17 protein-coding genes and 3 pseudogenes are annotated in these 19,478 nt (G+C 70.6%); 9 read left to right on the top strand and 11 right to left on the bottom strand.

The features are described 5' to 3' along the window. Positions 1–88: 88 nt before the first annotated feature. Positions 89–997: a menaquinone biosynthetic enzyme MqnA/MqnD family protein gene (locus AC5P1B_RS11155; protein ID WP_493886649.1), complete on the bottom strand. Its 909-nt coding sequence runs from the start codon at positions 995–997 to the stop codon at positions 89–91. A gap of 304 nt (positions 998–1,301) precedes the next feature. Here AC5P1B_RS11155 and AC5P1B_RS11150 point away from each other — a divergent pair, with 304 nt between their 5' ends. After that, positions 1,302–1,505, top strand: coding sequence for a cold-shock protein (locus AC5P1B_RS11150; RefSeq protein WP_003984261.1), 204 nt, complete (start codon positions 1,302–1,304; stop codon positions 1,503–1,505). 138 nt (positions 1,506–1,643) lie between these two features. Here AC5P1B_RS11150 and AC5P1B_RS11145 read toward each other — a convergent pair whose 3' ends face one another. Beyond that, entirely contained in the window at positions 1,644–3,548 is a 1,905-nt protein-coding gene (locus tag AC5P1B_RS11145; RefSeq protein ID WP_493886647.1) for an AMP-dependent synthetase/ligase, read from the bottom strand. 144 nt (positions 3,549–3,692) lie between these two features. Here AC5P1B_RS11145 and AC5P1B_RS11140 point away from each other — a divergent pair, with 144 nt between their 5' ends. Both AC5P1B_RS11140 and AC5P1B_RS11135 read left to right on the top strand, forming a co-directional pair. Continuing rightward, positions 3,693–4,832: an AraC family transcriptional regulator gene (locus tag AC5P1B_RS11140; protein WP_493886645.1), complete on the top strand. Its 1,140-nt coding sequence runs from the start codon at positions 3,693–3,695 to the stop codon at positions 4,830–4,832. Positions 4,833–4,922: 90 nt separating this feature from the next. Next, on the top strand, positions 4,923–6,176 hold the full coding sequence (locus tag AC5P1B_RS11135; protein WP_493886644.1) for a lipase family protein: 1,254 nt from the start codon (positions 4,923–4,925) through the stop codon (positions 6,174–6,176). A gap of 198 nt (positions 6,177–6,374) precedes the next feature. On the opposite strand, the gene AC5P1B_RS11130 is transcribed toward AC5P1B_RS11135, so the two are convergent. Continuing rightward, entirely contained in the window at positions 6,375–8,252 is a 1,878-nt protein-coding gene (locus AC5P1B_RS11130; protein WP_493886990.1) for an AMP-dependent synthetase/ligase, read from the bottom strand. Between the two features lie 864 nt (positions 8,253–9,116). Between AC5P1B_RS11130 and AC5P1B_RS11125 the strand changes: the two genes are divergently transcribed. The 4 genes and pseudogenes from AC5P1B_RS11125 to AC5P1B_RS11110 all read left to right on the top strand — a co-directional run. Next, positions 9,117–10,577, top strand: a complete 1,461-nt coding sequence (locus AC5P1B_RS11125; RefSeq protein WP_493886643.1) for a 3-oxoacyl-ACP reductase — start codon at positions 9,117–9,119, stop codon at positions 10,575–10,577. After that, positions 10,577–11,497 carry a MaoC family dehydratase gene (locus AC5P1B_RS11120; protein ID WP_493886642.1) on the top strand — a complete coding sequence of 307 codons (921 nt, stop codon included), beginning with the start codon at positions 10,577–10,579 and terminating at the stop codon, positions 11,495–11,497. Before AC5P1B_RS11125 ends, AC5P1B_RS11120 begins: the two co-directional genes overlap by 1 nt. A 96-nt stretch (positions 11,498–11,593) precedes the next feature. Further along, on the top strand, positions 11,594–11,848 hold the full coding sequence (locus AC5P1B_RS11115) for a hypothetical protein (RefSeq protein ID WP_493886641.1): 255 nt from the start codon (positions 11,594–11,596) through the stop codon (positions 11,846–11,848). A gap of 60 nt (positions 11,849–11,908) precedes the next feature. Continuing rightward, a pseudogene (locus tag AC5P1B_RS11110) lies at positions 11,909–12,052 on the top strand (ADP-ribosylglycohydrolase family protein); the annotation flags it as partial. Between the two features lie 31 nt (positions 12,053–12,083). Here the strand turns inward: AC5P1B_RS11110 and AC5P1B_RS11105 are convergent. Beyond that, positions 12,084–12,341, bottom strand: a complete 258-nt coding sequence (locus tag AC5P1B_RS11105) for a DUF7848 domain-containing protein (protein WP_493886640.1) — start codon at positions 12,339–12,341, stop codon at positions 12,084–12,086. After that, positions 12,331–12,576, bottom strand: coding sequence for a hypothetical protein (locus tag AC5P1B_RS11100; RefSeq protein WP_493886639.1), 246 nt, complete (start codon positions 12,574–12,576; stop codon positions 12,331–12,333). The genes AC5P1B_RS11105 and AC5P1B_RS11100 overlap by 11 nt, the downstream gene beginning before the upstream one ends. Positions 12,577–12,915: 339 nt before the next feature. On the opposite strand from AC5P1B_RS11100, the gene AC5P1B_RS11095 reads away from it, so the two are divergent. Next, positions 12,916–14,271 carry an NsdA family TPR-like regulatory protein gene (locus AC5P1B_RS11095; protein ID WP_493886638.1) on the top strand — a complete coding sequence of 452 codons (1,356 nt, stop codon included), beginning with the start codon at positions 12,916–12,918 and terminating at the stop codon, positions 14,269–14,271. Positions 14,272–14,333: 62 nt separating this feature from the next. Continuing rightward, positions 14,334–14,480, top strand: a complete 147-nt coding sequence (locus AC5P1B_RS11090) for a hypothetical protein (protein WP_493886637.1) — start codon at positions 14,334–14,336, stop codon at positions 14,478–14,480. Positions 14,481–14,680: 200 nt separating this feature from the next. On the opposite strand, the gene AC5P1B_RS11085 is transcribed toward AC5P1B_RS11090, so the two are convergent. From AC5P1B_RS11085 to AC5P1B_RS11060, 6 genes and pseudogenes are all read right to left on the bottom strand, one after another. Further along, positions 14,681–15,322, bottom strand: a complete 642-nt coding sequence (locus AC5P1B_RS11085) for a TetR/AcrR family transcriptional regulator (RefSeq protein WP_493886636.1) — start codon at positions 15,320–15,322, stop codon at positions 14,681–14,683. A gap of 326 nt (positions 15,323–15,648) precedes the next feature. After that, a complete protein-coding gene (locus AC5P1B_RS11080) occupies positions 15,649–16,965 on the bottom strand; it encodes a dicarboxylate/amino acid:cation symporter (protein ID WP_493886635.1) in 1,317 nt (438 codons plus the stop codon). A gap of 392 nt (positions 16,966–17,357) precedes the next feature. Beyond that, the gene (locus AC5P1B_RS11075; RefSeq protein ID WP_493886634.1) at positions 17,358–17,645 is read right to left on the bottom strand and encodes a DUF4229 domain-containing protein; all 288 of its coding nucleotides are present in this window, start codon (positions 17,643–17,645) and stop codon (positions 17,358–17,360) included. 151 nt (positions 17,646–17,796) lie between these two features. Next, positions 17,797–18,315 carry a GNAT family N-acetyltransferase gene (locus tag AC5P1B_RS11070; RefSeq protein ID WP_493886633.1) on the bottom strand — a complete coding sequence of 173 codons (519 nt, stop codon included), beginning with the start codon at positions 18,313–18,315 and terminating at the stop codon, positions 17,797–17,799. 116 nt (positions 18,316–18,431) lie between these two features. Continuing rightward, a pseudogene (locus tag AC5P1B_RS11065) lies at positions 18,432–19,085 on the bottom strand (UdgX family uracil-DNA binding protein); the annotation flags it as partial. 273 nt (positions 19,086–19,358) lie between these two features. Continuing rightward, positions 19,359–19,478: pseudogene (locus AC5P1B_RS11060) on the bottom strand (aminofutalosine synthase MqnE); the annotation flags it as partial.

Here is a 19,478-nt window from a genome sequence, read left to right as displayed (position 1 = left end):
CATCCGCGTTCGCGTCGGCATCCGCGTTCGCGTCGGCGTCAGCGCTTCCGTCGCTGTGCGCGCCCCGGTTCGCGGGCCCGTGGGCGCTTCAGTCGCTGCCCGCGCCGGGGCCGCTGCCGTTGGTGAGCAGGTCCACCCTGACGTCGGCGGGGTAGCCCGTCGTCGGTCCGGTACGGCGGGCGAATTCGGCGATACCGGCCAGTTGGTCCGCTCCCAGCCGGAAGTCGAGGGTGGTGAAGTACCGTTCCAGCACCGAAGCGTCGAACGCCTCCCAGCGCGCCGCCTGCTCGGCGACCTTCGCGACCTCGTCCAGCGAGACGTCGCGCGAGGCCAGGAACGCCTCGTGGACCTTCCGCACCAGTTCCGGCTCGCGCTCCAGGTAATCCCGCCTGGCGGCCCAGATGGCGAAGACGAACGGCAGCCCCGTCCACTCCTTCCACATTTGCCCGAGGTCGTGCACGGCCAGGCCGAGTTTGGGCGCGTAGTGCAGGTTGGCGCGCAGCGCGGCGTCCCCGATCAGCACAGCCGCGTCGGCCTCCTGCATCATCACCCCGAGGTCGGGCGGGCAGGTGTAGTAGTCGGGTTCGACCCCGTAGCGCTCGGTGAGCATCAGCTGCGCCAGCCGTACGGACGTACGCGACGTGGAGCCGAGGGCGACCCGGGACTTGTGCAGTTGCTCAAGCGGCACCTGCGAGACGATCACGCAGGACATGACGGGGCCGTCGCAGCCGACAGCGATGTCAGGCAGCGCCACAAGGTCGTCGGCGTTGCGCAGGAACTCCACGAGGGTGACGGGAGCGATGTCGAGGTCGCCCTGGATCAACTGCTCACTGAGCTTCTCGGGGGTGTCCTTGGAAAGCTCAAGATCGAGGAGGGCGCCGGTCCGGGCGAGCCCCCAATAGAGGGGTACGCAGTTGAGGAACTGGATGTGGCCGACCCGCGGCCGACTCCGGCGGTGACCGGTGGCGGTGGCGGCGACAGGGGTAGAATTGTCCACATCCGGAGGCTAGCCCCGGGTGGGCGCGGCCGCAGCGCCGGGGGTGGCGGCAGCTCCGCCCCGATGGTCCACCGAGGCATCTGACGTGCGCGCTTTGCCCTCCAACGACGCGTAGAAACCGCCCATGCTCGTGATCTTCCGCTCTTTCCTCGTCTGAGCCGACCGTGCTAGGCTCGCCGCAAGTTGCAGTTTGGTTTCCCTTGCAGTACAGAGCCTGCGGAGCATGTAACGCCGCAGGCTTTTGTAGTTTTCAGACTTCTTGCAGGTTCTGGAGCAGGGCAACCCTTTGGCCCAAGGAGGGCTTATGGCTACCGGAACCGTCAAGTGGTTCAACGCTGAAAAGGGCTTCGGCTTCATCGCCCAGGACGGCGGCGGCCCGGATGTCTTCGTTCACTACTCCGCGATCAATGCCTCTGGCTTCCGCTCCCTGGAAGAGAACCAGCAGGTGAACTTCGACGTCACGCAGGGTCCGAAGGGCCCGCAGGCGGAGAACGTCACCCCGGTCTGATCCTCGGATCTTTCCGGTTCGACTATCGCGGTCGACGTGTATTCATTCCACGTGTAACACCCAAGGAGCCCTGCTCCCCTCGTTTCGGCGAGGGGAAGCGGGGCTCCTGCCTTTTCCACGGGCTTATGCCGGGCGGGCTTACTCCGCCAGGTGGTTCCGTGCGTACAGCGACTCGATCTCGGCGCGGTAGCGCTCGGCGATGGCTTGTCGGCGGACCTTCAACGTCGGGGTGAGTACTCCGGAATCCACGGAGAAATCCTCGTCCAGGAGAGCGAAGCGGCGAATCCGGGCCGGGCGCGCCAGTGACGCGTTGGCCGTGTCCACCGCCTCCTGCACCAGCGCCCGCACCTCCGGGTGCCGGGCCGGGTGTTCGCCGAGAGCGATCCCCTCCCGGCCCGCCCAGGCGGTGATCTCCTCCAGGTCCAGGGTGATCAGCGCCACCGGGTAGGGGCGGCGGTCGCCGATCAGCACCGCGCGGGAGACCCACCGCGACTGCTGCACGGCGAACTCGGCCAGCGAGGGCGTCAGGTTCTTCCCGCTTGAGGTGATGATCAGGTCCTTCTTGCGGCCGGTGATCGTGAGATAGCCGTCGGCGTCGAGCGAGCCCAAGTCACCGGTGTGCAGCCAGCCGTCCGCGTCCAGGGCCTCACGGGTGGCGGTGGGGTTGGCGTGGTAGCCGGGGAAGATGTTGCGCCCGCGCGCCAGCACCTCCCCGTCCTCGGCTATCCGCACCTCGCAGCCCGTCAGCGGCCGCCCCACGGTCCCGTACCGCACGCCGGCCGGGTGGTTGAGGCTGATGATCCCGCCCGACTCGGTCATTCCGTAGCCCTCGAAGACCTGGATTCCGGCGGCCCGCAGGAAGTCCATCGTCTGCGGCGCGATGGGGGCCGCGCCCGTGGTGGCCGACCGCAGCCGCCCCCCGAACACGGCCCGTACCAGGGAGAACACGGACTCGTCCGCAGCCTCCCAGCGAGTCAGCAGCTCGCCCGTCGGCTCGCCCCCGGCGGCCCGCAGCTCCGCCACCTCCAACCCGGTCCGCACCGCCGCGTCGAAGCGCTCGCGGCCACCGGGGCCGTGCGCGTCGGCGAGGGAGAGCACCGAGGCGTGCACCTTCTCGAACAGCCTCGGCACGGACGGCAGCAGGGTCGGCCGCACCTCCGCCAGCTCGCTGACCACATCCTCGATCCGGCCGCCGAAGTAGCAGAGCACCCCGCCCTGATGGACCGACTTCAGCTCGATGAGCTGCGCGAGCAGATGGGCGAGCGGCAGATAGAGATACGTGACGTCGTCGCGCCCGCCGGGGAGCAGGTGCAGCGAGCCCTCGCGTACGGCGGTGAAGTTGCCGAGCGTCAGCCGACAGCCCTTGGGCGGGCCCGTGGTGCCCGATGTGTAGACGATGGAGGCGAGATCGTCGCCGGAGCGGGCCCGGCCACGGGCGAGCAGCGCGCCGAGCGGGGCCGGGTCGGGCAGCGCGGTGAGCGCCAGTTCGTCGCCGGTGGCGCCGGCCATCAGGACGATATGCCGCAGATCGGGCAGGCCCTCGTCGCCGAGCTTGTCGAGCAGCGTCCTGACCCTGGCCGCCCGCTTCGGGTCCTCGCAGATCAGCACGGACGCGCCGGAGTCGCCCAGCACCCAGGCCAGTTCCTCGTCACCGGCCGACGGATAGACGGGCACGACGACCGCACCCGCCGCGGCGACGGCGAACTGGGCGTACGTCCACTCGGGCCGGGTCTCGGCGAGGATCGCGACCCGGTCCCCGGGGCGCACCCCGAGCCCGCCCATCAGCCCGCGCCCCACGCTCCGTACGGTGTCGCGCAGCTCCTCGTACGTCACGTCGGTCCACTCGGCCGCGCCGCCCGGCCCCGCAGGCTCCCGGGACTTGAAGCGCAGCGCCGGAAGATCACCGAACTGCTCGGCGGCCCACTCCGTGATGACGGCGAGCGTCGGCGGTGGCGGCTCGTCCGGGCCCGGGGATTCCGCCGCCGCCCCTGGGGGCAGGTCAGGCGGGGGGTCCGTGTGGGGTTGCCGTGCTGTGCTCGACATAGCGCGCCTCCCTGGTGGCTGCGTACACCGCTCGTACGACGCTAGGTACAGACCGCGACAGGCGGGCATGACGGAAAACGTCACCAGCGCTGACCTTCGCGCTCAACCGCACTACCCTGCCAACTCCCCCGAGAGGAGACGGCCATGAGGCGGCGGGCGATCACCGTGCACTACGTGCGGGCGGTGCTGCGCGGTGCGCGACGGCACGGCATCGACACGGTGCCACTCCTCCAACGGGCCCGCATACCGCCGCTGCTGCTCGGCGACGACAGCGCCCAGGTCACCCCCGAGCAGTTCGCCCAGCTGGTCCGGGCGCTGCACCGGGCCACCGGCGACGAGTTCCTGGGGCTGGCCCCCACCCCCAGCAGGCGCGGCACCTTCGCGATGATGTGCCACGCCACACTGGGCTGCCGCGACCTGGGCACGGCGCTGGAGCGCGGCGTCCGCTTCTACGGGCTCTTCCCCGGCGCCCCCGAACTCACCGTGGACACCAGCGGCGGCAGCACGGTCTTCAGCGTCGGCGGCGACCCGCCGGCCTACGCCGAGGACCCCTTCCTCGCCGAGTGCGTGGTGGTCATCTGGCACCGGCTGTGCAGCTGGCTCATCGGCCGCCGCATCCCCCTGCTGTGGGCCGACTTCCACCATCCGGCCCCGCCGTACGCCGACGAGTACGACCCGCTCTTCGGCTGCCCCGTGCGCTTCGCCGCGCCGCGCACGGCGGCCGGGTTCGACCGGCGCTGGCTGGCGGCGCCGGTCGTCCAGGACGAGCGCGCGCTGGACGCCATGCTGCGCAGCGCGCCGGCGGATCTGCTGAGCCGCCGCGAGTACGACACGACGGTCTCCGAGCAGGTGCGCCGGGCGCTCGTCGTCACCCGGCGCGGGGGTGAGGCCGCGCGGCGAGGCGGTGGTGAGGGGCCCACCGTGCGGATGGCCGGGCTGGCCGAGGTCGCCGCCCGGCTCGCGGTCAGCCCGGCCACCCTCCGGCGGCGCCTCCAGGTGGAGGGCACATCGTTCCAGGAGCTGAAGGACTCGGTCCGCAGGGACGCGGCGATCACCAGCCTCGTGGAGGGCCGGGAACCGATCGCGGAACTGGCGGCACGGCTCGGGTTCTCCGAGGACACCGCGTTCCACCGGGCGTTCCGGCGCTGGACGGGCACGACCCCGGGCGCGTACCGGCTGGCGTGCGCCCCGGCGAGGGAGCATGGGGGCCGTGGGGCGGCTGAGCCCTCCGGGGCCGCCGCTGACGGCAACCCCACGCGTGAGGCCGGAAGTCAGCGAAGCTGAGCTACCCGGTCAGCGCGTTAGTGACTCAGCGGTCAGTACGGTCCCGGCAACGTTCGCACCTCGCATCTGAGTGAGAGTGGAGAGAGCCGTATGGACACCCGAATACCGCGCGCCCGCGGCAGAGTGAGCGGCCTGGCGGCCGTGACCGCGCTGGTTCTGTCGGCGGGGCTGCCCGTCAGCGCGTCTGCTGCCGCCGCCGAGGCGGCCCGGCCCGCGTCCGAGCCGCCACCAGCGACCCAGGCGGCGCAGAAGACCCAACCGGTCACGGACGCTTCCACGGCCGCGGGGGCACCCGGCGATGTGATCCGCTCGGCACCGACCTCGTTCCACCCGCTGCCCGGCCAGCCGACGAACACCAAGTCCTGGCACGTCGAGTACCGCTCGACCACCGCACAGGGCAAGCCCAGCGTCGTCTCCGGGACCGTCATCGTCCCCCAGGACCACCGCCCCGGGCCGCGCCCGCTGGTCACCTACGCCGTCGGAACCGTCGGTCTCGGTGACCACTGCGCGCCCTCCGCCGGGTTCCCGCGCGGCACCACCGTCGAGGCCAACCTCATCAACCTGGCCGTACAGCGCGGCTGGGCCGTCGCCGTCACCGACTACGAGGGCCTCGGCACCCCCGGCGACCACACGTACACCGTCGCGAAGGCCGCGGGGCACGCCGTCCTCGACGCGGCGCGCGCGGCGCAACGGCTGCCGGGCACAGGCCTGTCGGCGGACTCCCCCGTCGGCATCATGGGCTACTCCCAGGGCGGGCAGGCCACCAGCGCGGCGGCCGAACTGCACGCCTCGTACGCCCCCGAGCTGAAGGTGAAGGGGACGGCCACCGGCGGCGTGCCCGCCGATCTGCTCAAGGTCGCCGACTTCAACGACGGCGGCATCGGCGCCGGGCTCATCCTGATGGCGGCCACCGGCCAGGACGCCGCCTTCCCCGAACTGCGGCTCGACTCCTACCTCAACGCCAAGGGCCGCTTCTACGTGGACTTCATGAAGAAGCACTGCGTGGCCGCGGACACCGTCGCCGGGCTCTTCCGGAAGATCTCGGACGTCACCGTCAAGAACCCGCTGGGCGAACCAAACTGGCAGCAGCGGCTCCGCGCGTCCAGCCTCGGCGCCCAGGCCCCCGACCACCCCGTGTACCTCTACCACGGGACGCTCGACGAGCTGATCCCGTACAGCGTCGGCAAGCGGCTGCGCGCCGACTGGTGCGACTCGGGCGCGACGGTGCAGTGGAAGACGTACCCCCTCGCGCACATCACGTCGGTGACGGCGGGCGCCATTCCCGCGATGGACTGGCTCGCCGACCGCTTCGGCGGCGAGCCGACCCAGGGCAACTGCGAGTAGCCGCAGACCCGGTGGGAGACCGGGCACCGGACGGACCGGTCGCCCTGACCGTCACCGTCCGGCGCCCGGTCGCTCCCCTACCGGAGGACGACTACCGGGGACGACTACCGGGGGACGAATTCCGGGGGACGACTACCGGGGGACGACGGCCCGCCCGCTCGTCCCCTCTCATCCTCACTCGCCCCCACCCACCCCCACTCATCCCCGTTTGTCCCGCTTGTACAGCTCCTCGATCTCCGCGGCGAAGTCCCGCGTCACCGCGGCACGCCGGAGCTTCATCGACGGGGTGAGATGGCCCGACTCCTCCGTGAAGTCGACCGGCAGCACCCGGAACCGCCGGATCGACTCCGCCTGCGAGACCAGCTTGTTGGCGTCGTCGACGGCGTGCTGCAACTCGGCGAGCAGCTGCTCGTCCCGCACCAGCTCCCGGATCGGCACGTCCTGCTTCTTGTTCATCTGCCGCCAGTGCGCGAGCCCGTCCGGCTCCAGGGTGATCAGGGCGGTGATGTACGAGCGGTTGTCGCCGACCACCATGCACTGGCCGACGAGCGCGTGGGCCCGCAGCCGGTCCTCAAGCGGCGCGGGGGCGACGTTCTTGCCGCCGGAGGTGACGATGAGTTCCTTCTTGCGGCCGGTGATGGAGAGATAGCCCTCCGCGTCGAGCGCCCCGATGTCACCGGTGGGGAACCACTCCCCGGCGTGCGCGGGGACGACGGTGCCGCTCTCCCCGTCCCAGTAGCCGGAGAAGACCTGCCCGCCGCTCAGCAGGACCTCCCCGTCGTCGGCGATCCGCACCGCGCTGCCCGGCAGCGGCCAACCGACCGTCCCGATGCGCGGCTTGAGCGGCGGGGTGACGGTGGCGGCCGCGGTCGTCTCCGTGAGCCCGTACCCCTCGTAGATCTGCACGCCCGCCCCGGTGTAGAAGGCGGCGAGCCGGTGCCCGAGTGGTGAGCCGCCGCAGATGACGTGCCGCACCTTGCCGCCGAGGGCGGCCCTGATGCGCCGGTAGACCAGCACGTCGTACAGCGCGCGGGCGGCGTGCAGCCCGAGCTTCGGGCCCCGGCCCGTACCAACCTCAGCGGCCGTACCGTACCGCTGGGCGATGCGCGCGGCGCGGTCGAAGGAGGCGGCGCGGCCCATCTTCTCGGCGGTCGCCCGCCCCGTGTTGTACACCTTTTCCAGCACATACGGGATGGCCAGCAGGAAGGTCGGCTTGAACCCGGCGAGGTCGGCGAGCAGTTCCTCGGTCTGGATGCTGGGCGCGTGGCCGAGCCGTACGCGTGCGCGCATGCAGCCGACCGCGATCATCCGCCCGAAGACGTGGGACAGCGGGAGGAACAGCAGCGTGGAGGCGGGTTCGGTGCTGTAGGCCCGGAAGACGGGGTGCAGCAGCTCGATCCCGTTGTCCACCTCGGCGAAGAAGTTCGCATGGGTCAGGACGCAGCCCTTGGGGCGGCCGGTGGTGCCCGAGGTGTAGACGAGGGTGGCGATGTCAGCGGGCCCGCGTCCGCCGCGGCGCCGCGTCACTTCCTCGTCGGGGATCGCGCGCCCCGCCGAGGTGATCTGCCCGATGGCCCCCGCGTCGATCTGCCACAGATGGGCGAGGCGCGGCAGTTCGCCGCGCTCGCCGCTGACCAGCCGGGCCTGCTCCACACCCTCCACCGCGCACGCCATGGCACCCGAGTCCTGCAGAATCCAGCGGGCCTGGAGGGCGGAGGAGGTCGGGTAAAGGGGGACGGTGATCAGCCCGGCCGCCCAGGCGGCGAAGTCGAGCAGCGTCCACTCATAGGTCGTACGCGACATGATCGCGAGCCGGTCGCCGGGGCGCAGACCGTGCGCGATGAGCCCCTTGGCGACGGCGAGCACGGCCGCGGCGAACTCGGCGGCCGTCACATCCCGCCAGCTCCCGTCCGGCTGCTTACGGCTGAGCACGGCGTCGGAGGGCGCCTCGACGGCGTTGTCGAAGGGGATGTCACCGAGCGACCCCCGCGTCACGTCCGGCGCGAAGGCCCGCACAGCTGCTTGGCGTACGGTCCCGGCGACAACGTTCTTCTCCGGCTCGACAAGCACGGGCAGCGCGGGCTTGGCGGCCGAGGTGGCAGAGGTCGCTGGGGCAGCTGAGACGGCTGGGGACGGCTGAACTCTGAGGGTCGATTGGGATCGCTGGGTGGGGCCAGGCGCGGGCCTGTCCGCTTGCGGCTGGGGGCGAGGCTGGGACACGAGCGGCTCCTTCGTCGAACGGCGTCGTCGGCACGAGACCGACGGCGAGCAACGGTCAGCGGGCGACACGCGAGGACGCTGGACGGCGCGCCGCTCGGGGGGCCTACGGCACGCGCCACGATCACTCAGACTGACGAGGGTTGCTCGGCTTACTCGGCTTGCTCGGGTTGCTCGGCTTACTCGGCTTACGTGGGTGCTCGGCTGGCTGTGCTGGCTGTGCTGGCTCGGGTTACGCGGGTGGCTCGGCTTGCTGCTCTTACGCGGGGTACGCGGGCTGCTCGGGCTGCTCGGGCTGCTCGGGTTCGCAGGCTGCTCGGGTCGCGCGGGTTACGCGTGGGGCGCGCGGCTCACGGGGTGGGGTGAGCGGTTCGCGCGGTTCAGCGATCCGCCGGAACAGCGGCCGTGGGAGACGCGGCTGTCACCGAGAACGGCGACGCGGCAGGTGGTCCCGCCACCCGCCCGATCACCGGCCCGGCCGTCCGTCCGATACCCGGCCCGGCTGCCGATCCACGCACGGAACCGCTCACCGAACCGGTCACGATCCCACTCGCGGAACCGGTCACCGGTCCGGCCATCCGTTCCGCAGGGGGCGGGGGCCACCGGACGCGTGGCCTCGGTCCGCTGAGGGGCTGAGGTTTCTTGGGGCTCATCCTCGACCAGCTCCTGACCCAACAGTAACCTTACTTGCAGGTAAAGTACGCGAGTTTGAGGAGTTGGCCAATGCCTGACCGCTACCTTCATTTCACCGGCTCCCGGCCCGGCCGTTTCCTCACCCGCCGTCTCGGGCTGCCACAGCCCGAGCCCCTGCGCCGTTGGTCCCCGGAGCGTCCCGCGCTCGAAGGCCCCGTACTGCTGCTGACGGCGGGCAAGTCCGCGCACGGCAACGCCATCGCCGAGGTTCTGAGCCGGACAGGCCTCCCCGTACGCACCGACCCGCGCCCCGCCACCGCCACCGCCACCGACGCCACTGATGCGGCCACCACCCCGGCCGTGCCCGGCCCACCCCCCGCCGCAGCCGTCGTCGACGCGACCGGCATCGACAGCCCGGACGCGCTGAGCGAGGTGCACGCCGCGCTGCACCCCGTCGTACGGACCCTCGCGGCCAGCGGGCGCGTCATCGTGCTCGGCGCCGAGCCGGACGCCGCCGACCACCACCAGGCAGCCGCGCAGCAGGCCCTGGAGGGGTTCGTCCGCTCGCTGGGCAAGGAGATCGGCAAGGGCCGCACGGTCCAGCTCGTACGGCTGACGGCGGACGCCGCACCCGCCGCCGAGTCCACCCTCCGCTTCCTGCTCTCCCCCAAGTCCGCGTACGTCAGCGGCCAGGTCATCAGCGTCCGGGCGACGGACCAGGCACCGCTCGCCGCCGACGCCTGGGACCGGCCGCTCACCGGCCGCACCGCCCTGGTCACCGGCGCCGCACGCGGCATCGGCGAGGCCGTCGCCGAGACCCTGGCCAGGGACGGCGCGTGCGTCGTCTGCCTCGACGTGTCCTCCGCCCAGGCCGACCTGGAACGCGTCGCCCTCCGGCTCGGCGGCACCGCGCTCCCCCTCGACATCACCGCGCCCGATGCGGGCGCCCGCATCGCCGCAGCCCTGGCCGAGTCCGTCCGACACCCCATGAACGACCCCGACACCAATCCCGACGATCCCAGCGACACCGACAACGCCGGCTCCCTCGACATCCTCATTCACAACGCGGGCATCACCAGGGACCGCAAACTCGTCAACATGGCGGCGGACCGCTGGAGTTCGGTGCTCGACGTCAACCTGTCGAGCGTGCTGCGCACCACGGACCACCTGCTCGCCGCCGGGGTGCTGCGCCGCGGCACCGGCCGCGTCATCGCCACCGCCTCGATCAGCGGCATCGCGGGCAACACCGGGCAGACCAACTACGCGGCGAGCAAGGCCGGGATCATCGGCTTCGTCCGCGCGCTCGCGCCCCGGGCCGCCGCCGAGCACGGCATCACGATCAACGCCGTAGCGCCAGGCTTCATCGAGACCACGATGACCGCCGCCGTCCCGCTGTTCATCCGGGAGGCCGGGCGCCGCATGAACTCGCTGGCCCAGGGCGGGCTGCCGGCCGACGTCGCCGAAACCACCGCCTGGCTCGCCCAGCCCGCCTCCGGCGGGGTCAACGGCCAGGTCGTGCGCGTCTGCGGCCAGAGCCTGCTGGGGGCGTGATGAGTACGCGGCGCCTGACCCAGCCACCCCGCCTGATGCCCGCCCTCGCCAAGGGCGCGCTGGCGGGCCTCGGCAAACGCCCGGACTCCCGCTCCCGGCTGCCCGGCACGACTCTGGTCCTGCCCTCGCTACGCGTACGCCCCGACCGGCTCGCCTCATACGCGCGACTGTGCGGCTTCACCTCACCGAACGGCCCCACCACGGCGCCTCGCCAGACCACCCCCACCCGGCCCCCGGACACCCTCCCCCTCACCTATCCGCACGTCCTCGGCTTCCCCCTGGCGGCCCGGCTGATGAGCGAACGGTCCTTCCCGCTGCCGCTCCTCGGCCTTGTGCACACCGCCATCGAGATCACCCAGTACGCGCCGCCGCGCCCCGACGACAGCCACGAGATCCGGGTCTACGCGGAAGGGCTGACGCCGCACCGCCGGGGCACGGAGGTCACCGTCGTCACGGAGGTCCGGCGAGACGAGGCAACGCTGTGGCGCGACCGCAGTACCTACCTGGCCCGCCACCGAACGCCGCTCCGAACGCCCGCCGCCGAACGCCCCGCACCGCCCACCTCCCACCTCAATCCACCGACCGTGCTGCCGACACTTGCCGAGTGGCGGCTCCCCGCCGACCTGGGCCGCCGACATGCCGCCGTCTCAGGCGACTACAACCCCATCCACCTCTCCCGCCTCACAGCCAAACCCCTCGGCTTCCCCCGCGCCATCGCCCACGGCATGTGGACCTTCGCCCGCTGCGTCGCCGAGGCCGTCGACCCGGCCCAGGAACAGATCCGCGTCCGGGCCGAGTTCCACAAGCCGGTGCTACTGCCCGGCACCGTCACCTACCGGGCCCGAGACGGCGTCTTCGAACTACGCGACGGCAAGAACCCCTCCCGCGTCCACCTCGTGGGGGAGGTCCGCCCGTTGTGAGGATGAGCTTCACCTAGCGGCGACACGGGGGCATACCTCCTCGGCATACCGCTGTGGGTCGCGACCGTCCTGTCCTACGGCTACTTGTACCTACAAGTGCTGAAAGCATTCGGGTACTTCCTGCTGGTCGCCTTGGCGGGCATGTTCGGCGTCAGCCTCTCGACGGACAAGCTCAGTTTCGCCCCTGTGTTCTTGATAAGCGCCACAACGGTCATAAGTGCGGTCTTTTGCGGCTTCGCGTACTGTTTTCCCGCCATGCGGGCGCTGTCAGGCAGTCACCAGTTCGCGCTCCTCGGACGACTCGCTCTCATCGCGCCGCTCTCCGCCATCATCTGGTTGTCGATCCGCTGATCGACCGCCAGCGTCCATGGACGGCGCGATGCCCGTGACCACGAGGGCTACGCTGGCCGGGTGGATCGCCTACAGCGCGCAGTCGGGGCAGTTGTCGGGTCCGCCGTGGGGGACGCGCTGGGCGCACCCTTGGGATTCGGCAGCGCCGGAGCCTTCACCGCCGAGTTCCCGCACGCTGGCCACGGCGGCGAAATGCGCTGGGGCCCCGACACTCGGGCACTCCGGCACCAAACCCTCAGCCCGTAACCGAGGCGGCGGAGCCCTGCTCTTCGCGCAGCACGCGCGCGTAGTCGGTAACCACCCGCTGGAACAGGTCATGCCCCGGATGACGCCCGGTGTGCCGCAGGCACCAGTCCTGGGCGTCCTCCTGCCGCTCCCGCCCGCCGGACTCCGCACGGCAGCCCACGGTCATGCAGAACGCCTCGAACGCCACGGCCCCCTCGGAAGCCTGCCGGATGGTGTGCCGCACGAAACCCACGACGCTACGGCTCATGGCGCGCCCCGTCCGGCGCGGCCAGCCGGGCGCCCCTGCTCTCGGCGACCCGCAGCGCGTCAGCAAGGCACTCCGACAGCCGCGCGCAGACGTACCGCAGGACGTGGGCGGCGGGATCAGAGTCAGCCAGCACGGCACGGACGTACCCCAACGTCTGCGCACCCATGGTGAGCTGCACGGCTTCCATGTCGTCGGCCAGCCGCGCCACCGGCCCATCCGCGCGGGAAGGCTCCAAGTAGCACGGCTCTCCCTCGGGCGTCGGCCACGGCAACAGCCGCGCGCGCCTGGCGCCCGGTCCTGTGGCGCGCCGCGCACCGGGCCCCGGATCGGTCCACTTCCCCATAGCCTCGGCCATGACTGCCGCCTCTTTCAGGTGGTCCACGCCCCCGGACCGGTCGCGCGGTCGTGGGGGACCTTGCGTACGGGCGCGTCTGCACGGCAACGCTCGCCGCGCTACGCGCCGGGCAACCCGCCTCTTCGCTCTAGGCAACCGCGCGGCTACACACAGCGGTACGGTGGCGGCGGTAAAAGGAGTTAAGCGCGTTAAGCGGCTTGCCAGCGCGAGGAGTTGACCGTGAACACGCCGAAACCCAACAACAGACTCGAACGGCTCCACCGCGAGACCGGCTGGACACTCCGCCAGTTCGTCCAGAGCGTCAACCGCCTCGGCACCGAACGCGGAACCCCACTGCGCTACCAGGCCCCCTCCGCACACCAATGGCTGAAGGGACACCTGCCCAAAGCAGACGTCAGACCGCTGATCCTGGAAGCACTCGCCCGCAGACTCCACCGGCCGATCACCCACACCGAAGCAGGCTTCCCCCCACCCCCCAGCCGGCCTCCCGGCCAATCGAACGCCCATCCCACTACCGTGGAAGGGCTCATCGATCTCGGGAGTCAGGACATGAGCCCATCACGGCGCAGCATCATCGGTGCGGGACTCTTCTCCGTCGCCCTCACCGTCCCCAACTGGCCCGACGTCGTCGGCCGGATGGAAGCCGTCCAGGGCGGCCGCACACCACGCATCGGAATGCCGGAAGTCGACATGGTCATCGCGATGACCGAACGCGTCTCAGAACTGGACGACCAATTCGGCGGACGTCACGCCCGGCCCATGGCCGCCGCGTTCCTCGTCAACACCGTCTCCCCCTACCTACGCGCCGACGCCCCACAACCCGTCCGCAAAGCAATGATGTCGGCCGCCTCCGACCTCTGCTACCTCACCGGCTACATGGCCGTGGACGAAGGCATTCACGGACTGGCCCAGAAGTACTACATCAAAGCCCTGGAACTCGCCGGAGCATCAGAAGACCACCTCACCTACTGCACAACACTACGAGGAATGAGCGTCCAAGCCGTCGACCTCGGACACGGAAAAGACGCCATGCGCCTCGCCGACGCCGCAGCCGCCGCATCACCCCAAGCAAGCCCCCGCATGCGCGCCTTCCTCGCCGGACAACAAGCCCACTCCGCCGCACAAATCGGAGACCGCACCCGCGCCCTCACCCATCTACGGGAAGCGGAAGCGGCCATGGATAAGGCCGAGTCCCGGGAAAGGACCTTTGGGTCATACGATCCGGCCGCTCTCCACTACCACGTAAGTCACGTCCGCCATGAACTAGGCGACGTGCCCGGGGCCGTGAAGGCCATGCAGGAATCCGACAAGCTGTGCTACGCGATCTACCGACGCTCACGGGTGAAAGAGCGGGCCACGCTCGCCGAACTGCAACTGAAAGTCGGCCATCTCGAAGCGGCTTGCTCTACGTGGAACGAAGCCCTGGACGAATATCCGCTCGTGCAGAGCGGACGGGTCGACGAACGGATGCGCACCATGTTCCGCTCGATCAAACCCCACCTCAAGAACCCCACCGCCCGCGACCTGTACGAGCGTGCGCGGGCGGTCACCCCGGCGTCCGTCACCCCGGCCTGACCACCACCGCACCAGGCAGCGTCGGCCTTCTGACTGTATGGACCCGTAAGAAGAACGGCTACGTGTCCTTCGACGACTTCGCCACCCACCTGGCGTCCTTCCTGGCTGGGGAGGGAGTTCGCCTGGACCGGGGCTATGTGCTCAATGTCTACGGCCCCGACGGCAACCGGCTGCACAACTACGACACCACACCCGCACGCAATCCGTGATATCCGGTCACCGCACGCATGCCGCGACACTCGCAGCCACCTCGTGCCGAGTCCGAGGAACGGGCGGGGCGCCTCCACCGAGGCGCCCCGCGCCCGCGCACACCGGAACAGGCCCCCGCCCGCCCAAGAGGGCCGGGCTTCTTAGCCACCACCGCGCCCAGACGAGCGAGGCTTCCCCGCCCGCCCCCGGCGAGCCCGCCTCACCCGCCCGGTGACCACCGTTCGTCCCGCATCAGGTTGCCCAGGCCCGCCCAGGCGAAGTTCATCAGCGTCGCGGCAGCCTCCTTGGCTGAGGGGCCGTCCGCGGTGCCCGCCCATTCGGCCATCGACTCGGCCGCCCCGACGAGTGCGTACGCCAGCCCCGCCACCTCGCGGTCGGCGAACTCCGAGTCGCAGTTGGCTTCCTCGGAGGCCGCGGCTATGAGCTGCTCGACGAAGCTGACGAGTTCCGCCCGCATGACGGCGACCTCAAGGGCGAACGGCTCGCCGTGGGTACGGGCCTGGCTGTGCAGCACGGCCCAGCCGTCCGGGTTCGCCGAGGTGTACTCGAAGAAGCCGCGCAGTCCGCTCCACAGCTGCCGGTCGGCGGGCACGTCCCGCTCGACCGCCGCCCTTACGGCCTTCACCAGCGCTTCGGCCTCCCGCCGGATGCAGGCGCTGAACAGGTCTTCCTTCGAGTTCAGATACAGGTAGACCAGCGGCTTCGACACCCCGGCCAGTTCGGCGATGTCGTCCATGGAGGCGGCCCGGTAACCGCGCCGTGCGAACGTCCGCACGGCCGCGTCGAGCATCTGCTGCTCCCGCACCGCACGCGGCATCCGCTTGCTTTTACCGCCACCCATGCGCAACGCCCCTCCGAAAGCAAAACTTACCGATTAGTAAGACTACGTTCCCCACCCCGGCATCATCCCCGGTCCTCGGGACTGACGAGAACTGATCGGCGGCGTAGGGCCGATGCGCTTGCCCGCGCCGCATACCGCCATGCCCTACGCCACCCCGTCCAGCGCACATCGGATCGTCCAGCGACACATCGGATCGTCCAGGGCACACCTGTTCCCGGAGGCATCCCTACATCCGGATGTGTCCATAGACCCGGCGGTGCCCCAGTCATGACGGTGCCCCGGTCACGGCTGTGACCGGGGCACCGTCCAAGCGGGGCGTCCGCGCCTTACGCCGCCACAGGGAGCGCGCTCTCGGCGGGCTCGTCCTCAAGCGGTGAGGCGGAGGCGCTGGTGTACGCCTTGTGGTCCAGGATCTTCTCCCGGGCCGAGACCAGGACGGGGACCAGCGCCTGACCGGCCACGTTGGTGGCGGTGCGCATCATGTCCACGATCGGGTCGATGGCCATCAGCAGGCCGACGCCCTCAAGCGGCAGGCCCAGCGTGGAGAGGGTCAGCGTGAGCATCACGGTCGCGCCGGTGAGGCCGGCCGTGGCGGCGGAGCCGATCACCGAGACGAAGGCGATCAGCAGGTAGTCGCCGACTCCGAGGTGCATGTCGAAGATCTGGGCGATGAAGATCGCCGCGATGGCCGGGTAGATCGAGGCGCAGCCGTCCATCTTCGTCGTCGAGCCGAAGGGCACGGCGAAGGACGCGTACTCCTTGGGCACACCGAGGCGTTCGGTGACCTTCTGCGTCAGCGGCATGGTGCCCACGGAGGACCGGGAGACGAACGCCAGCTGGATCGCGGGCCAGGCGCCCCGGTAGAAGTGCACCGGGTTGACCTTGGCGACGGTGGCGAGCAGCAGCGGGTAGACGCCGAAGAGGACCAGGGCGCAGCCGACGTAGATGTCGGCGGTGAAGGTCGCGTACTTGCCGAGCAGGTCCCAGCCGTAGTCGACGATCGCGGTGCCGATCAGGCCCAGCGTGCCGAGCGGCGCGAGCTTGATGACCCACCACAGGGCCTTTTGCAGCAGTTCGAGAATGGCCTGGCTGAGGGTCAGGATCGGTTCGGCCTTGTCGCCGAGCTTGAGCGCGGCGACACCGGCGACGGACGCCATGAAGACGATCTGGAGGACCTGGAGGTCAGTGAACGGGGTGATCACGTTCTCCGGCACGATGCCGGTGAGGAAGTCCAGCCAGGAGCCCTTGTATTCGGGCTTCGCGCCGTCAGCGGGGGTGAGCCCCGTGCCCGCGCCCGGGTTGGTGAGCAGGCCGATGGTGAGGCCGATGGCCACCGCGATCAGCGAAGTGATCATGAACCAGAGCAGGGTGTGCGTGGCCAGCCGCGCGGCGTTGTTGACCTTCCGCAGATTGGTGATCGACACCAGAATCGCGAAGAAGACCAGTGGGGCGACCGCGAGCTTCAGCAGCTGGACGAAGATCGAACCGATCTTGTCCAGGGTGGTGATCAGCCAGCCGACGTCACCACTGCGGGCGACCCAGCCGAGAAGGGCGCCGAGCACGAGGCCCAGCAGGATCTGCGCCCAGAAGGGGACCTTCAGCGCGCGCGGGAAGGAGAGACGTGGGGACGACAACGGACACACTCCGGGGACAGACGAATGCCAGGTCAGGGCAGTTCAGGGCAGTGGAGATGGGGCGCGCCGAGAGTCCGTCGGGACGGGGTCTCCGGCCGCTGTGCGCACGTTCAGAGGCGGCGACAGGCCGCGGACAGACAGCGGCAAAGGTCGACATACAGGCGCGCCACGAGCGGGACGCTCGTGAGGGATCGCTGCGCGGCTGGGGTCAACATGTCGAACACGTTAACACTTTAACTTTGAGGAACCCAAAGCAGATCTTTGGTCACTCCGGGCCCTCGGCCGATCCCGCGCCGATCCTGCCAGGTGCCCGAAAACGCCAACACCCCACCGCCGGGCGGAAAGCCCGGGATGGGGTGCGGGATGGTCCTGCGCGGAGCGCGCGGCGGGTGTGAGGCGCCTTACACTCCGTCTTCCTGGGTCTGGTTGGCGACCAGCCGCTCCTTCACGCGGTCCACCTTGACGACAAGCTGCTCCGACATGTCGTCGCGCTGCTTGCGCAGGAGGACGAAGCTGAGCGGCGCCGACACGACGATCGACAGCAGCAGCACCCAGAACACGTTGGAGTCGCCGAGCCCGGAGGGCACGATCCCGACATGGGACAGGCCCCACAGGACCAGGAAACAGCCAACGAAGATGCCCAGGCGCATGGCGGTGTAGCGGAGCGTGGCGCTCGACTTGAGAGACACGGCTGGTCTTCTTTCTCCCGGGAGGTGCTGCGATTTCTGCCGGATGCTCGAATGTGGCTTGTCTGCCCATCTAGTGAATCACGCCGGATAAGCGCAACTGGAGGGGCCTCCGCCCGGCGGACGATGGCGGGTCTCCCCGGCGTGCCGTACGTCAGCTCAGGCTCAGCCACATCGTGATGTCGTCGCGGTAGTCGCCGTCGGCAACCTTGATCGACTCGGGGACGCGTCCGACCTCCTTGAAGCCGCAGGTCGCGTAGAAGGCATCGACTCCGGTGCCGCCGCGCACTCCGAGCCGCAGCGAAGCGAAACCGGCGTCGCGCGCCATGTCGACGGCCTCGCGCAGCATCGCCTTGCCCCGGCCGCCGCCCTGGAGGGCGGGATCGATCATGACGGTGACCAGCGTCGCCCAGTGCAGCATCAGACGGTGCCGGTTCAGCTGGAGGTAGACGGTGCCGATGAGGCGGCCGTCCTCGTACGCGGCGAGCATCCGCAGCGCGCCTCCCCGTACGGACTCGGCCTGCGCGGCGGCGACGGGGCGGACGGTCTCGGCGCTGACCGGGGGCACGAAGCCGACGGCGCCTCCGGCGTTACTGACATCGACCCACAGCCGCAGCACCTCATCCTCAAGGGCAGGGGTGAGCTCCGGGTCTCGCACGAAAGTAATAGTCACAGAGCGATATTAAGCATTACCGCGCCGTCGTGACCAGGGGCGTCCGGCCATCGATATACGGCAGGGCGGAGGCAGGGCGGAGGCCGGGCGAGGCAGGGCGGAGGCCGGGCGCGACGTCAGCTCAGCGCGTCCGCCGCCACCCGCAGATCCGCGACCAGACCCTCGTACACCGCGTCCCGGTCCGTGGCGCGCAGCACGGCGGAGGGGTGGATGGTCGCCAGCAGGCAGTCGCCCCCCATCTCGAAGCCGTCCAGTGAGGGACAGGGCAGCAGCGTGCCGCGCTGCTGGGTCACCCGGAACGAGGGGCCGAGCAGCGCCTTGCCCGCCGTCGCGCCCAGCGCCACGATCAGCTCGGGGTCGATCAGCTCCAGCTCGGCGGCCAGCCAGGGCCTGCAGGCGCCCATCTCCCGCAGGTTCGGCGGCTTGTGGATGCGGCGCTTCCCGCGCTCGGCGGTCTACTCGAACTTGAAGTGCTTGACCGCGTTGGTGACGTACGTCTCGTCCGGGTCGATGCCCGCTTCGGCGAGCGCCCGCGTCAGCAGCTTGCCGGCCGGGCCGACGAACGGCTGGCCCTGGCGGTCCTCCTGGTCGCCCGGCTGCTCACCGAGCAGCACCACCCGCGCGTCGGCGTCACCGGCCCCGAAGACCGTCTGGCTCGCGTTCTGGTGCAGTGGACAGCCCCGGCACCCGGCGGCGGCCGCGCGCAGCGCGGCGAGGTCCGGCTGGTCCGGGACGAAGGGAGCCGCCGTGTACGCCTCTTCGGGCGCTTCCCCGCGCCGACTCCGGCCGCCGCCGTCCGGGCCGGCGGCGCCCTGGCCCCGACTGGGGCTGTGCTCCTTGTGCTGACTCCGGCTCCGCGCCATGCGACGCCGGGTACCCCGCCCGCCCCCGAACCACACCAGCGCCGGTCCCGTGCCGGGCCGCCTGGGCGCGCCGGGATCGGGAGCCGACGCCGGGCCTGCCCGCAAGGAGCGTAAGGGCGCGGGAGCCTGCGGGAGAGAGCCGGAGACCCTGGCTTCAGGGACCCGGCCGCACCGCGCGGCTCAGAGCCGCATCGGCTGCGGCGCCTCGCGCCGTGCCGGGTCCGGGCCGTCGTACTCGCGGATGATCTCGTAGCGGGTGTTGCGCTCGACGGGCTGGAAGCCCGCGTCCCTGATGAGGTC

Source organism: Streptomyces sp. A01, from assembly GCF_059026195.1.
Note: the sequence above shows the minus strand (reverse complement) of the source record. Positions and strands in the feature narration are given on the sequence as shown.

Excerpts from the sequence above, each read along its gene's own strand:
- AC5P1B_RS11150 (WP_003984261.1), top strand. The coding sequence starts at position 1,302 with ATGGCTACCGGAACCGTCAAGTGGTTCAACGCTGAAAAGGGCTTCGGC.
- AC5P1B_RS11145 (WP_493886647.1), bottom strand. The coding sequence starts at position 3,548 with ATGTCGAGCACAGCACGGCAACCCCACACGGACCCCCCGCCTGACCTG.
- AC5P1B_RS11140 (WP_493886645.1), top strand. The coding sequence starts at position 3,693 with ATGAGGCGGCGGGCGATCACCGTGCACTACGTGCGGGCGGTGCTGCGC.
- AC5P1B_RS11135 (WP_493886644.1), top strand. The coding sequence starts at position 4,923 with ATGGACACCCGAATACCGCGCGCCCGCGGCAGAGTGAGCGGCCTGGCG.
- AC5P1B_RS11125 (WP_493886643.1), top strand. The coding sequence starts at position 9,117 with ATGCCTGACCGCTACCTTCATTTCACCGGCTCCCGGCCCGGCCGTTTC.
- AC5P1B_RS11120 (WP_493886642.1), top strand. The coding sequence starts at position 10,577 with ATGAGTACGCGGCGCCTGACCCAGCCACCCCGCCTGATGCCCGCCCTC.
- AC5P1B_RS11105 (WP_493886640.1), bottom strand. The coding sequence starts at position 12,341 with ATGAGCCGTAGCGTCGTGGGTTTCGTGCGGCACACCATCCGGCAGGCT.
- AC5P1B_RS11085 (WP_493886636.1), bottom strand. The coding sequence starts at position 15,322 with ATGGGTGGCGGTAAAAGCAAGCGGATGCCGCGTGCGGTGCGGGAGCAG.